General features: G+C 68.4%; 13 protein-coding genes and 1 pseudogene. 10 read left to right on the top strand and 4 right to left on the bottom strand.

Annotated features, from left to right (window positions below):
* Window position 1: 1 nt before the first annotated feature.
* The 5 genes and pseudogenes from AC5Y4S_RS02370 (at window position 2) to AC5Y4S_RS02350 (ending at window position 4,251) form a co-directional block, all read left to right on the top strand.
* On the top strand, window positions 2-1,810 hold the full coding sequence (locus AC5Y4S_RS02370; protein ID WP_500029459.1) for a DUF3556 domain-containing protein: 1,809 nt from the start codon (window positions 2-4) through the stop codon (window positions 1,808-1,810).
* Window positions 1,807-3,228 (top strand): phytoene desaturase family protein, encoded by a 1,422-nt coding sequence (locus tag AC5Y4S_RS02365; protein ID WP_500029458.1) that lies wholly within the window; start codon window positions 1,807-1,809, stop codon window positions 3,226-3,228. The genes AC5Y4S_RS02370 and AC5Y4S_RS02365 overlap by 4 nt, the downstream gene beginning before the upstream one ends.
* A gap of 9 nt (window positions 3,229-3,237) precedes the next feature.
* A pseudogene (locus tag AC5Y4S_RS02360) lies at window positions 3,238-3,318 on the top strand (acyl-CoA dehydrogenase family protein); the annotation flags it as partial.
* A gap of 88 nt (window positions 3,319-3,406) precedes the next feature.
* Window positions 3,407-3,658, top strand: coding sequence for a hypothetical protein (locus AC5Y4S_RS02355; protein ID WP_500029457.1), 252 nt, complete (start codon window positions 3,407-3,409; stop codon window positions 3,656-3,658).
* 41 nt (window positions 3,659-3,699) lie between these two features.
* Entirely contained in the window at window positions 3,700-4,251 is a 552-nt protein-coding gene (locus tag AC5Y4S_RS02350; RefSeq protein WP_500029456.1) for an AAA family ATPase, read from the top strand.
* Here the strand turns inward: AC5Y4S_RS02350 and AC5Y4S_RS02345 are convergent.
* The 3 genes from AC5Y4S_RS02345 to AC5Y4S_RS02335 all read right to left on the bottom strand — a co-directional run bounded on the left by AC5Y4S_RS02345 (window position 4,217) and on the right by AC5Y4S_RS02335 (window position 7,402).
* Window positions 4,217-5,086 (bottom strand): 3-hydroxyacyl-CoA dehydrogenase family protein, encoded by an 870-nt coding sequence (locus AC5Y4S_RS02345; RefSeq protein WP_500029455.1) that lies wholly within the window; start codon window positions 5,084-5,086, stop codon window positions 4,217-4,219. The genes AC5Y4S_RS02350 and AC5Y4S_RS02345 overlap by 35 nt on opposite strands.
* Before the next feature lie 90 nt (window positions 5,087-5,176).
* Entirely contained in the window at window positions 5,177-6,574 is a 1,398-nt protein-coding gene (locus AC5Y4S_RS02340; protein ID WP_500029454.1) for a PE domain-containing protein, read from the bottom strand.
* A gap of 66 nt (window positions 6,575-6,640) precedes the next feature.
* Window positions 6,641-7,402 (bottom strand): SOS response-associated peptidase, encoded by a 762-nt coding sequence (locus tag AC5Y4S_RS02335; protein ID WP_500029453.1) that lies wholly within the window; start codon window positions 7,400-7,402, stop codon window positions 6,641-6,643.
* A 58-nt stretch (window positions 7,403-7,460) separates the two neighbouring features.
* Between AC5Y4S_RS02335 and aroA the strand changes: the two genes are divergently transcribed.
* Complete coding sequence (gene aroA, locus AC5Y4S_RS02330) at window positions 7,461-8,747, top strand: 3-phosphoshikimate 1-carboxyvinyltransferase (protein ID WP_500029452.1); 1,287 nt, start codon at window positions 7,461-7,463, stop codon at window positions 8,745-8,747.
* Complete coding sequence (gene rsgA / locus AC5Y4S_RS02325) at window positions 8,744-9,724, top strand: ribosome small subunit-dependent GTPase A (protein ID WP_068103323.1); 981 nt, start codon at window positions 8,744-8,746, stop codon at window positions 9,722-9,724. The genes aroA and rsgA overlap by 4 nt, the downstream gene beginning before the upstream one ends.
* Before the next feature lie 79 nt (window positions 9,725-9,803).
* Here the strand turns inward: rsgA and AC5Y4S_RS02320 are convergent, their stop codons facing one another.
* Window positions 9,804-10,277, bottom strand: a complete 474-nt coding sequence (locus AC5Y4S_RS02320) for a winged helix-turn-helix transcriptional regulator (protein WP_500029451.1) — start codon at window positions 10,275-10,277, stop codon at window positions 9,804-9,806.
* A 96-nt stretch (window positions 10,278-10,373) separates the two neighbouring features.
* On the opposite strand from AC5Y4S_RS02320, the gene AC5Y4S_RS02315 reads away from it, so the two are divergent.
* Genes AC5Y4S_RS02315 through AC5Y4S_RS02305 form a run of 3 tightly spaced genes read left to right on the top strand, consistent with a single transcriptional unit; the run spans window position 10,374 to window position 12,947 of the window.
* A complete protein-coding gene (locus AC5Y4S_RS02315) occupies window positions 10,374-11,555 on the top strand; it encodes a thiolase family protein (RefSeq protein ID WP_500029450.1) in 1,182 nt (393 codons plus the stop codon).
* A 23-nt stretch (window positions 11,556-11,578) separates the two neighbouring features.
* Window positions 11,579-12,457 (top strand): NmrA family NAD(P)-binding protein, encoded by an 879-nt coding sequence (locus AC5Y4S_RS02310; RefSeq protein ID WP_500029449.1) that lies wholly within the window; start codon window positions 11,579-11,581, stop codon window positions 12,455-12,457.
* Window positions 12,450-12,947 (top strand): DUF302 domain-containing protein, encoded by a 498-nt coding sequence (locus AC5Y4S_RS02305; protein ID WP_500029448.1) that lies wholly within the window; start codon window positions 12,450-12,452, stop codon window positions 12,945-12,947. Before AC5Y4S_RS02310 ends, AC5Y4S_RS02305 begins: the two co-directional genes overlap by 8 nt.
* Window positions 12,948-12,954 lie beyond the last annotated feature (7 nt).

Below are 12,954 nucleotides of genomic sequence, written 5' to 3'. Positions count from 1 at the left end.
AATGGGATTCACCAAGCCGGCTCTCCCAGCTGTCGACCCGGATAGCTTCCTCGGGAAGCCACTGACGGAGCGAATGCGGATCCTCGTCCTCGATTGGGGCGAAAACGGTTTCGGCGCACCGAGGATGGTGCACACCATCTACCTCCTGAAGTTGGTCGTGTTCTTCGCGATCGGAGGCATCACGGTCGCGACGGCGACCTCCGGGCTGCCCGCCTTCTGGGACGTCACCCAGTGGTGGAACCAACCGATCGTCTACCAGAAGGTGATCCTGTGGACGGTGCTGCTGGAAGCCATCGGCGTGGCCGGTTCATGGGGACCGCTGGCCGGCAAGGTCAAACCGATGACCGGCGGCATCCTGTTCTGGGCCCGGCCCGGCACCATCCGGCTGCGCCCGTGGAAGTGGGTGCCGTTCACCGCCGGTGACCGGCGGACCTGGTTCGACATCGCGGTGTACCTGGCGCTGCTGGGCAGCCTGGCCGTCGCGCTCCAGTCGCCCGGTGTGCACAGCGATTCGCTATCAAAGGCGTTGCCGCACAACACTTCCGGGCTGGTGAACCCCGCGCTGCTGGTCGCGCCGATCGCTCTGCTGATGCTGATCGGGCTGCGCGACAAAACCATCTTCCTCGGCGCCCGCGGCGAACAGTACTTGCCGGCGCTGTTCTTCTTCGCCGCATTGCCGTTCGTCAACATGATCATCGCGTGCAAGATGCTCATCGTGGTGGTGTGGATCGGCGCCGGGTTCTCGAAATTCGGCAAGCACTTCTCCAACGTCATCCCACCGATGGTTTCCAACACGATATTCACCCCCAAATGGGTGCGGCGGGCGCACTATCGCGACTTCGGGCGCGACATGCGGCCGTCACGGCTCGCGGACTTCATGGCGCACGTGAACGGCACCACCGTCGAGATCGCCGCTCCACTGGTGCTGTTCTTCTCGACGAACAAGTGGCTGACGCTGGCGGCGGTGATGCTGATGGTGGGATTCCACCTGTTCATCATCTCGACGTTCCCGCTGGCGGTGCCGCTGGAATGGAACGTCGCGTTCGCATACACCACGATCTTCCTGTTCCTCGGCTTCCCGAACTGGAACGGTTACGCCCCGTGGGACATGACCCCACCGTGGCTGGCCGCGGTCATCGCCGCCGCCCTGCTCGTCTACCCGGTGCTGGGCAACATCCGGCCCGACAAGGTTTCCTTCCTGCCGTCGCTGCGTCAGTACGCGGGCAACTGGGCGTCGGCGGTGTGGACCTTCACACCGGGCGCCGAACAGAAACTGAACCGGGTCACCCGCACCGCGTCCAACCAGATCGACCAGTTCATTGGGGCCGGCTACGAGCCGAAATGGGCGGAGATCACCCTGCAGAAGGTGGCCGCGTGGCGCTGCATGCACAGCCAGGGGCGCGGCCTGTACTCGCTGCTGTTGAGGCACCTGCCCGACGTCGACACCCGCGCCGTGCGCGACGGTGAGTTCGTCTGCAACTCTCTGATCGGCTTTAACTTTGGCGACGGTCACCTGCACAATGAAGACTTGATCAGTGCCGTGCAGAGTCAAGCCGCGTTCGAACCGGGCGAGTGTGTCATCGCCTGGGTCGAGTCGGAGGCCTTCGGCAGCGGTGTGCAGCACTACAAGCTGATCGACGCGGCGCTCGGGGTGTTGGAGCGCGGCACGTGGAAGGTGGCCGACGCGGTCGCCGAGCAGCCCTGGCTGCCGAACGGCCCGATCCCGACCGAGGCCGAATGGTCGCTGCACGACGCGGCCGTTGGGTCACTGCGCGGCCCGGCCGCGGTTAAGGAAAGTGCGCTGGCATGACTACCGCAGCGGTGGTGGGGGGCGGGCCGAACGGGCTCGCCGCCGCCATCTGCCTGGCCGCCGAGGGCGTGCAGGTCACCGTGCTCGAGGCCGCCGACGAGGTGGGCGGCGGTGCCCGCAGCAGCGAGGCGATTTTGCCGGGCCTGCTGCACGACCACTGCTCGGCGATTCACCCGATGGCCGTCGGCTCGCCGTTCCTGAGCCGTTTCGAGTTGGAGCGGTACGGCCTGACATGGCGATGGCCCGCAATCGATTGCGTGCATCCCCTCGACGGCGGCGGCGCCGGCGTCCTGCACCGCTCGGTGGGGCGGACCGCGGCCGGTCTCGGAGGCGACGGGTCGCGCTGGCGGCTCGCATTCGGCTATTCGGCGGCCCGGTTCGACGCGCTGAGTGAGGACATCATGCGGCCCCTGCTGCGGCCGCCGCATTACCCGTTGATGCTGGCCCGGTTCGGCGCACCCACCGTGCTACCGGGGTCGACGTTCGCCCGCTTCTTCCGCACCGACGAGGGGCGGGCGTTGTTCGGAGGCGTTGCCGCCCATGCCTTCAGGCCGCTGCACTACCCGATGACCTCGGCCATCGGGATGGGCATCCTCGCCGCCGGTCACCGGTACGGCTGGGCGGTCGCCGAAGGTGGGTCGCAGGCGATCACCAACGCGATGGTGGCGCTGCTGACCGACCTGGGCGGCAAGATCGAGACCGGCGTCCGGGTCCAGGCGGCGTCGGAGCTGCCGCCGGCGGACGTCACGCTGTTCGATCTCGCACCGGAGGCGGTGGCGGGTATTTTGGGCGAGCGGCTGCCGCGTCGAATCTCGCGCGCCTTCACCAAGTTTCGCCGCGGGCCGGGCGCGTTCAAGGTCGACTTCGCCGTCGAGGGCGGCGTGCCATGGACGAACCCCGATGCCCGTCGGGCGGGCACCGTTCACCTCGCCGGCACCTACTCCGAACTGGCGGCGACCGAGCGGGACATCCATGCCGGCCGCATGCCCGAGCGGCCGTTCGTGTTGGTGGGCCAGCAGTACCTGGCGGATCCGCAACGCTCGGTGGGCAATACGCATCCCGTGTGGAGCTACGCCCACGTGCCCAACGGCTATGCGGGCGACGCGACCGAGGCGATCATCGCCCAGATCGAGCGCTTCGCCCCCGGCTTCCGGGAGCGCATCGTCGGCCACGCGGTGCGCTCGACGACGCAGATGGCGACCTACAACGCAAACTATGCCGGCGGCGACATCATGACCGGCGCCAAGGACATTCGCCAGTTGACGTTTGGGCCGCGAATAACGTTGTCTCCCTATACTATTGGCGTGCCCGGCATGTACATCTGCTCGGCCGCCACCCCACCGGGGCCTGGAGCGCACGGAATGTGCGGCGCCAATGCCGCGGCGCAGGCGCTCGCCTACCTGCGCACCGGCGCCTGATCGCCGCCCCGCGACGCCAAGATCACCCAGATCTCCGAGGGCACCAACCAGATTCAGCGCGTCGTCGTGGCGCGCGCGTTGCTGGCGTGACGCTTCACTGGGCCGACTATTGCGCTAATGTAGTCGATTGACTACAGTACGCAATACGGTGCCACCTGAGGCATCACAGGAGGATTCGATGGTTACGTTTGTCAATGCGGCCGCCAAGCTGGTCGCCGCGGGCGTGCTGGCTTTCGGGGGTTTGATGACGGTCGGCGCCGGCGTCAGCCACGCTGACACCATCCAGACCGAGGGCAGCTATCCGACCCGGGAGGCCTGCCAAGACGCCGGCCCGGGCGTGAAGGCCTCGACGCCGGGGAACTGGAACAACTTCTGGTGCGTCCCCAACCATACGGCCGCCGGCCAGTGGCGGTTGGTGCTGAGCAACTGACGTCGCTCGGCCATTCTCAGGGATCGCCCGGGCGGCTCATCGTGCTGACCGGGCCGCCCGGAGCTGGGAAGACGACCGTCGCCGCGCTCCTCGTCCAGCGCCACGCCCTCGCCGTGCACTTGCACGCCGACGACTTTTGGCACTTCATCCGTAGCGGCGCCATCCCGCCGTATCTTCCGGAGGCGCACGGGCAAAACACCGTTGTCATCACGGCGCTTGCGCGCGCGGCAGCCGAGTATGCCGCCGGGGGTTACCAGGTAATCGTGGACGGCATCGTCGGCCCCTGGTTCATCGAACGCTTCTGCGCCGCCTTGGATCCCGCGCTCGGGCAAATCCACTACGTGGTCCTTCGCCCGGACGAGGCCACCACCTTGCAGCGCGCGCTAAACCGCGGTCCTGATGCGCTAACCGCAGCCGAACCGATCCGGAGCATGTATCGACAATTCACCGACCTCGAACGCTACGAGCGCCACGTCGTCGACACGACCGCCCTCGACCCGACGGCGACCGCTGATCGTATCGAGCAGGCTTTGGACACAAGACAATTCATCGTCGGCACTACGAATACCGGTAGAAGCCCTCGCCGCTCTTAAGGCCGAGCTTGCCGGCATCAACATAGGACTGCAGCAACTCACGCACGTGCTTCGGTAGGTGCGGAAACTCTTGGGCGTAATGGTTTTCGATGTCGAGCACCACGTCGAGCCCAACCAGGTCCATCATCTGGAACGGCCCGGCGGGCACGCCCCAGTTGACCCGAAACATCCCGTCGACGTCCTCCGGCCGGGCCACGCCCTCGGCGACCACGGCCAGCGACTCGCGCTTGATGGCCGCCCAGATGCGGTTGAAGATGAAGCCGGTGGACTCCTTGCGCGCCTCGAAGGGGAAGACGCCGAATTCCGGCAGCACGGCCAGCAGCGTGTCGAGGAGCCCGCGGTCGGTCTGACCGTCGGACATCAGGTCGACCGCGTTGACCTCCGGCGGCATGTAGAAGTGCACGTTGCACAACCGGGTTTTGTCGCGGACGCCGGCGGCCATCAGGCGCGACGGGTACGACGAGGAATTGGTGCCGAAGATGGTGTCGGGCGGCGCGGCTTGGTCAATCTGCTCCCATGTCGCGATCTTGATCTCGAGCTTCTCCGGGACGGATTCGATGACGAGCCAGGCGTCGGCCAATGCCTCCTCGAGCGATCCCGCGCCGGCCGCGCTGCCCACTTCGCCGAATCCGCGGTCGGCCACTACCTTCGGCAGCGTCTCGGTCACGTATTGCACGGCGGCGGCGCGCTGTTCGGCGCGGGGCGCGAAGATCCGAACGGTTCCGCCGCGGGTGGCGAACATGAGCGCGATGCGCCGGCCCAATGTTCCGGCTCCGATCACCGCGACCGGGCGGTGCTGGATGTCCTCGAACGTGTACGTGTACGAACCACTCACACGAACACACTAAGCCGCGCCCGCACGCGAAGCTCCGTCGCCGAAACACAAACGATGCGCCGAGGATTGTCGCGCGAAGACAGCCGATTACTACAGCACGATCCCGGCGGCGTTGCCCAGGATGATCTGCTGGCCGCCGGGCGGCAGGTAGCCGCCGGTGGGCCCGTAGACGCCGTAGATCGGGTCGGTGGGGCCGGCCCCGGCATAGATGTCGTTGATCCAGCCGGTGGCCAGGGTGTACACGGCCGCGGTGTTTCCGGGCGGGGAGAACCGGGTGATCAGCTGGGCGGCGAAGTCGACAAGGGGATGGCCGCCGATCATCGAATCGACGTGCGAGCCGTTGACGAGTTCGACCCCGACGAACTGCCCCGGATACAGGCTGATCAGTTGATTGGTGGTGGCGCCGAACGCGTTCCACGGCTGGGGCGGCGCGGCCACCACGTAGTCGGGAATGTGCAACGTCTGCAGGTTGGCCACCGCCGTCGCGAACGCCGAGGAATCCATCGCGACCCCGTCGAACATCACCACGCCGAGGAGGTGGTTGCTGGCGGTGTTCGTCCCGAGGTCCGCGATGTAGTCGCCGGCGGCGATCGTGGCGAGGCCGCCGCCGGCGGAGTGTCCGGTCAGGATGAAGTCCTGCGGGAGCGTGCCCTGATAACCGGCGTGGTTCGCGCTGATGTTCAGCGCCGTCTCGCTGCCGAGGAACAGCGAGGCGACGCCCTGCTGCAGCTGCGGGCCGCCCAACCAGGCGCCGAACGGCAACGGAAGCGACGGCACGGTGGGCACCACCACGATGCTGTCGGTCTGCTGGGCCAGCTGCATGGCCAGCGGGTCGTAGAACCACCCGATCGCCCCGAAGCCGTGCTGCAGGTAGATGACGCCGTTGGCGTGCACGGAGCCGTCGGCCTGGGTCGGGAAGTACCAGTGCGCGGGGGCGGGCAGGCTGAGCTGACCAAGCGGAATTCCGAAGATCGAGGCTTCACCAAGCGGAATTTGCAGGAAGGAAAACCCCGTCTTGACCCCGGTCACCCCGTTGGTGGTCGGCGCGGTGGTCACCGCCCCGCCGGTGGGCGTCGTGGCGAGCAGCGACTCGGTTTGACCGGTGCCGGTGCCGCTGGCGAACAGCGGGTGCCCGAGCATCCGTTCGATGGGCGACAGGACTCCCAGGCTCTCCACCTGTTGCTCCAGCGCCTGCAGCGGCGCCATGTTCGCAGCCTCGGCCGTCGCGTACGCGGCGCCGGCCGCGCTCAACGCCCGCACGAACTGGGTCTGCAATGCCATCGTCCGCGCGGTCAGGGTCTGAAACTCTTTGGCGCAGCTGCCGAAAACGTTCGCGACGGCCGCCGAAACCTCGTCGCCCGCCGCGGCGACGATCCCCGTCGTCGGCGGCGCCGCCCCGGCGGCGGCCCCCTTGACCGCCTCCACGATCCCGGTCAGGTCCTGCGACGCGTCGACGAGGGCCACGGGCGCTGCGATCACGTACGACATCGGTGGCTCCCACCCCCTGCGGCGCGCCAGGCTCAGGACTGCTGCAGATGGCAGCGAGGTCGCGCGCTACAGGAGCTTCATTTGCTCCGACTGCTCTTCGACCGGCTCGAGCAGCTGCGGCCCGTTGTTGCGCACGCTGTTGACCAGCGTCGACACCTCGCGCATGCGGATGTCCCGGACGTCGGGTGGTCGGGTGAGCAGCTCCTCGTCGATGGGGGCGTCCGGGTCCAGCCAGCGGTCCCAGTCGCGTTCGGGCAGCGCCAGCGGCATGCGGTCGTGGATCTCGGCGAGTTCACCGGGCGCGTCGGTGGTGATGATCGTGCAGCTCAGCAGCGGCGAACCGTCTTTGGCCGGTTTCCAGACCGACCACAACCCCGCCATGAACAGCGGCTCGCCGTCCTCGCGGTACATGAAAAACGGCGTCTTGGCCGACTTCTTGCCGGTGCCGTCGGAGTTGACGCGCCACTCGTAATAGCCGTCCATCGGGATCAGGCAACGCTTCGACTTGGCGCTCGAGCGAAAGGCGGGCGAACTGGTCACCTTGTCGGCGCGGGCGTTGATCAGCAGCGGGCCCTTGCCCTCCGGCGCCCCGTCGGGCCCGGCCTTGACCCACGGCGGGATCAGGCCCCAGCGCATCAGCCGGACGCGCCGCGTGGGGTCGTCGTCGGGGTCGGTGTGCCGGGTGACGACGGTCGCGATGGTCGCGGTCGGGGCCACGTTGTAGTTTGGCTCGCCCGCGCGTTCAGACGCCCCGGTCGCCTCGTCGATCGCCTTGATCTTCTCGGCCAGCTTGGCCGGATCGGTCGTCACGGCAAAACGTCCGCACATAACCTCCATAGTGCTCCGCACCCGATCCCTGAGTGCCCGGTACGGCAGGATGAAGCACGTGAGCTCGTGGATGGCCCCCCAGACGACCGCACCGGTGCACGCGACCGTCACGGTTCCCGGCTCGAAGTCGCAGACCAACCGGGCGCTGGTGCTGGCGGGGCTGGCGGCCGCGCAGGGGCAGGGCACCTCGACCATCACGGGCGCGCTGCGCAGCCGCGACACCGACCTCATGATCGGGGCGCTGCGCACCCTGGGCCTGCGCGTCGACGGGCCCGGCTCCGACCTGACGGTGGGCGGCGCGATCGCCCCGGCACCCGGCGCCACGGTGGACTGCGGCCTGGCGGGCACGGTCCTGCGTTTCGTTCCGCCGCTGGCGGCGCTGGCCGATTCGGTCGTCGAGTTCGACGGCGACGAGCAAGCCCGCGCCCGGCCCATCGCGCCGCTGCTGGACGCCCTGCGCGGCCTGGGCGTGAAGATCGACGGGAGCGGTCTGCCCTTCCGGGTGCACGGCGGCGGGTCCGTCGCCGGCGGCACCGTCGCGATCGACGCCTCGGCGTCCTCGCAATTCGTTTCGGGCCTGCTGTTGTCCGCGGCGTCGTTCACCGACGGCCTGACCGTCCAGCACACCGGCGCGGCGGTGCCGTCCGCCCCGCACATCGCGATGACGATCGTGATGCTGCGCCAGGCCGGGGTCGACGTCGACGACTCCGTCGCCAACCGCTGGCGGGTACCCGCCGGCGCGGTCGCGGCCCGGCACTGGGAAGTGGAACCCGACCTGACCAACGCCGTCCCGTTCCTGGCGGCGGCCGTGGTCAGCGGCGGAATGGTGCGCATCACCGGCTGGCCGTCGACCAGCGTGCAACCCGCCGGTGACATCCTGAGCGTCCTGGGCAAGATGAATGCCGTTGTGACGCAAACCGATTCGTTCCTCGAGGTGAGCGGGTCGGCCGATTACGCCGGGTTTGACGTCGGCCTGCGCGCGGTCGGAGAGCTGACGCCGTCGGTGGCGGCGCTGGCCGCCCTGGCCACCCCGGGATCGGTGTCACGCCTGTCCGGCATCGCCCACCTGCGCGGCCACGAGACCGACCGGCTGGCCGCGCTGAGCGCCGAGATCAACCGCCTGGGCGGCGACTGCGCCGAGACGCCCGACGGCCTGGTGATCACCGCGAAACCGTTGCACGCCGGCACCTGGCGCGCCTACGCCGATCACCGGATGGCGATGGCCGGCGCGATCGTCGGGCTGCGCGTCGCCGGGGTCCAGGTGGACGACATCGGCTCCACCGGCAAGACGCTGCCAGAGTTCCCGCAGCTGTGGGCGCGCATGTTGGAGGGTTCCGGCGGTTGAGGCCCGGCGACTACGACGAGTCCGACGTCAAGGTCCGCTCCGGCAGGGGCTCGCGACCGCGAACGAAGACCCGCCCGGAGCACGCCGACGCCGAGGCCGCGATGGTGGTCAGCGTCGACCGCGGGCGCTGGGGGTGCGTGCTGGGCGGCCGGCCCGATCGCCGGGTCACGGCCATGCGGGCGCGCGAGCTGGGCCGCACCCCGATCGTCGTCGGCGACGACGTCGACCTGGTCGGCGACCTGTCCGGGCGCACCGACACCCTGGCCCGCATCGTGCGCCGCGGCGAGCGGCGAACGGTGTTGCGGCGCACCGCCGATGACACCGATCCCACCGAACGGGTGGTGGTCGCCAACGCCGACCAGCTGCTGATCGTCGTCGCGCTCGCCGACCCGCCGCCGCGGACCGGGCTCGTCGACCGGGCGCTGATCGCCGCCTACGCCGGCGGGCTGACGCCGATCTTGTGCCTGACCAAGACCGACCTCGCGCCGCCGGGGCCGTTCGCCGAGCAGTTCGTGGACCTGGACCTGACGGTGGTCGCCGCCGGCGTCGACGACCCGCTGCTGGCGGTGGCCGGCCTGATCGCCGGGAAGATCACCGTGCTGCTGGGGCATTCCGGCGTCGGCAAGTCGACGCTGGTGAATCGCCTTGTGCCGGAAGCGGATCGGGCCGTCGGTGAGGTAACCGAGATCGGCAGGGGCCGCCACACGTCCACCCAGTCGGTCGCCCTGCCGCTGGAAGGCTCCGGGTGGGTGATCGACACGCCTGGGATCCGCTCCTTCGGCCTGGCCCACATCCGGCCCGACGACGTGCTGGACGCGTTCTCCGACCTGGCCGAGGCGATCGACGATTGCCCGCGGGGCTGCGGACACATGGGGCCGCCGGCCGACCCGGAATGCGCGCTGGACACCCTGTCCGGGCCGGCGGTGCGCCGCGTGGCCGCGGCCCGCCGGCTGCTGGCGGTGCTCAGGGAGACCTGACGGCCTATCGAGCGCGCGTGTTTGCACGACCACACGCCGCGTAAGGCGTACATTTGCGGACCCTCGCGACGGGCGGCGCTCAACCAGACTTAGCCAGCCGCATGCCGAGCTCGCCCGGCGGCACCAGATGTCCCTCAGCGCAGCGGATTTCGACGCTCACCTCGGCGTCGCAGCCCACGTGCGTGAGCCGCAGCCGGTGACGGCCCGGCAGGTGGCGGCGGCCCCACTCGAACATCGCCCAGACCACCGGCATGAAATCAACGCCGGCCTGGGTCAGCACGTACTCTTCGCGGGCGCGCTGCCCCGGCTCGCGGTAGGGCCGCCGCTCTAGCAGGCCCAGCTCGACGAGCTCGGCAAGCCGCGCCGACGTGGCCGCCTTCGTGATGCCGACCCGGCGCGCGAAGTCGTCGAACCGGGTGGTGCCGTAATACGCCTCGCGCATGATCAGCATCGCGGATTTGGTGCCGACCACCGCCATGGTCTTCTCGATCGCGCACTCACCGACCGGCGACCACTTCTCGCGGTCCGCCAGAGCGCCTTGAAGGAATGTCATGTAGATCACCTCCCGGTCTGGGTTGATTTTAGTGTACCCAGATGTTTACCTGGGTACAGCTAGCAATACCTAGCTAATAGGTCTCAAGGAGGAGCCATGGTTCAAGGTCGCGACGCCGTCATCGTCGGTGCCGTACGCACCCCGATCGGCAAGGGCAAGGCCAGCGGCGCGCTGCACGACGTGCTGCCCGCCGACCTGCTGGCACACAGCCTGCGCGAACTGGTAGCCCGCACGGGCGTCGACCCGGAGCGCATCGACGACGTCATCGCCGGCGCTGTCACCCAGGCCGGCGACCAGGCCGTCAACATCGCGCGCAACGCGCTGCTGGGCGCGGGATTCCCCGAGTCGGTTCCCGGCGTCACCATCGACCGGCAGTGCGGCAGCAGCCAGCAGGCGATCAGCTTCGCCGCGCAGGGCGTGCTCGCCGGCGCCTACGACCTCGTCGTCGCGGGTGGCGTCGAGTCGATGAGCCGCGTCCCGATGGGGAGCTCGGTGCTGCCCGGCAGCGACCCGTTCGGTCACGACATGGCGCAGCGCTACCCTGACGGGCTTGTCCCGCAGGGCATCAGCGCCGAGCTGATCGCCGCCAAGTGGGGCTTCTCGCGCACCCAGCTCGATGAGTTCTCGGCCGGCAGCCACGACAAGGCCGCCCGGGCCACCAAGGACGGGCTGTTCGACAACGAGCTGATCCCGATCGCGGGGCTGGCCACCGACGAGATCATCCGGCCCGGCACCACGGTCGAGACGCTGGCCGCCCTGCAGCCGGCGTTCTACAGCGACGCGATGAACGAGCGCTTCCCGCAGATCAATTGGGAGATCACGCCCGGTAACTCCTCGCCGCTGTCCGACGGCAGCGCGGCGGTGTTGATCACCACCAGCGAGGTCGCCAAGCAACTCGGGCTCCGTCCGCTGGCGCGCATCCACACCACCACCGTGGTGGGCTCCGACCCGCTGTACATGCTGACCGGGGTCATCCCGGCCACCGAGAAGGTGCTGCGTCGCGCCGGTCTGACGCTGGCCGACATCGACCTGTTCGAGGTGAACGAGGCGTTCGCGCCCGTCGTCCTGGCCTGGGCGCACGACACCGGGGCCGACCTGGCCAAGACCAACGTCAACGGCGGCGCCATCGCGATCGGCCACCCGCTGGGCGCCAGCGGCGCGCGCATCATGACCACCCTGGTCAATGCTTTGGAGCAGCGCGGCGGGCGCTATGGGCTGCAGACGATGTGCGAGGGCGGCGGCATGGCCAACGCCACCATCATCGAGCGGTTGGGCTAACAGCAGCCATGCCAAGGATCCTGGTGACCACCGCCAACGGTGATACCGGCCGTCCGATGGTCGAGTACCTGCTCGACCGCGGACTGCCGGTCACGGCGATGGTCCGCCAGGATGACGATCGCGCCCAAAGTCTCCGCGACGCCGGTGCCGAAGTTGTCGTCGGCGACCAGCTCAACCTGCGCGATGTGCGCGCAGCACTCGACGGCGTGCGGCGCGCCTACTTCAATTTCCCGGTCGGTGAAGGACTCGTGGAGGCGGCGGTGATGTTCGCCCAGGCGGCCAGGGAGCAAAGCCTCGACCTGATCGTCAACATGAGCCACATTCAGTCGCGACCGCGGGCCCGGAGCAAGGCCACGCAGAACCACTGGCTGTCCGAGCAGGTATTCGACTGGTCGGGGATTCCGACGACCAATCTGCGGGTCACGTTCTTCATGGAATGGCTGACGTACATCGCCGCGTTGATCCGCGGCGGCCGCTATGTCATGCCCTTTGACGCCGACAGTCGCTTTGCCCCAATCGCCGCACGAGATATCGCGTTGGGCGCCGCCACCATCTTGAGCGATCCCCACGAACACGGCGGCCGCACGTACACCTTGACTGGACCCGTCGAGTACAGCCATTGGGAGTTGGCCGCCGAGGTCGGGCGCGTCCTCGGTCGAGAACTTCAGTTCGAAAGTGTCAGCGCGACAACGTTTCTGGATCTCATCGGAATCCCTGACGACACCGCCAAGCTGAGGCACTTCGAGGCTGTGGCAATCGACCAACGGGAAGGGCGACTGGCCGGCGTCAGTGATGCGGCGATCACGATCATCGGCCGCCCGCTCACCACGGTCGAGGAGTTCGTCAACGACCACCGCTCGATGTTCGAACAAAACCACGACAGGGAGGCCGAACATGTCTGAGCGCACCGAAATCAAGTTCGACGGCGTGCGGGTCCGCTACGACAGCACCAAGGGTTTCGACGAGCTGGTCTCGGCGCTACTGGACGATATCGGCGAGAAACCGGTACCGATCAACGAGATCGCCAAGGCGCATGACGATTGGGAATCGTATCGGCAGGAGGTCGAAAAATGCGTCGGGCCAAGCGGATTCATGTTGTTCGGCTTGTTCGACCACGGCGCATGGATCGGCCGGGCCGGCATTGACCGCAAGGCGTTGCGGGTGATCCTCGGCAACCCGCTGATTGCCATCACGATGCTGCGCCACGACGTGACCGCGGGCTTGTTCGCCCCGGTCGAGCTGTTCCTGACCGACGAGGACGACGGCAGCAGCCTGACCTACGTCCAGCCGTCATCGCTGATGGTCGTCGAGGAAAATCCCGAATTGCTCAGCGCGGCAGAGGCGCTGGACGCGAAGCTGGACGCGCTCGCCGAAAAGGTGGTCGCACGCTGATGCGATT

It is taken from the genome of Mycobacterium sp. NGS64, from assembly GCF_059812245.1.
This window is presented reverse-complemented; position numbering and strand designations above follow the sequence as displayed.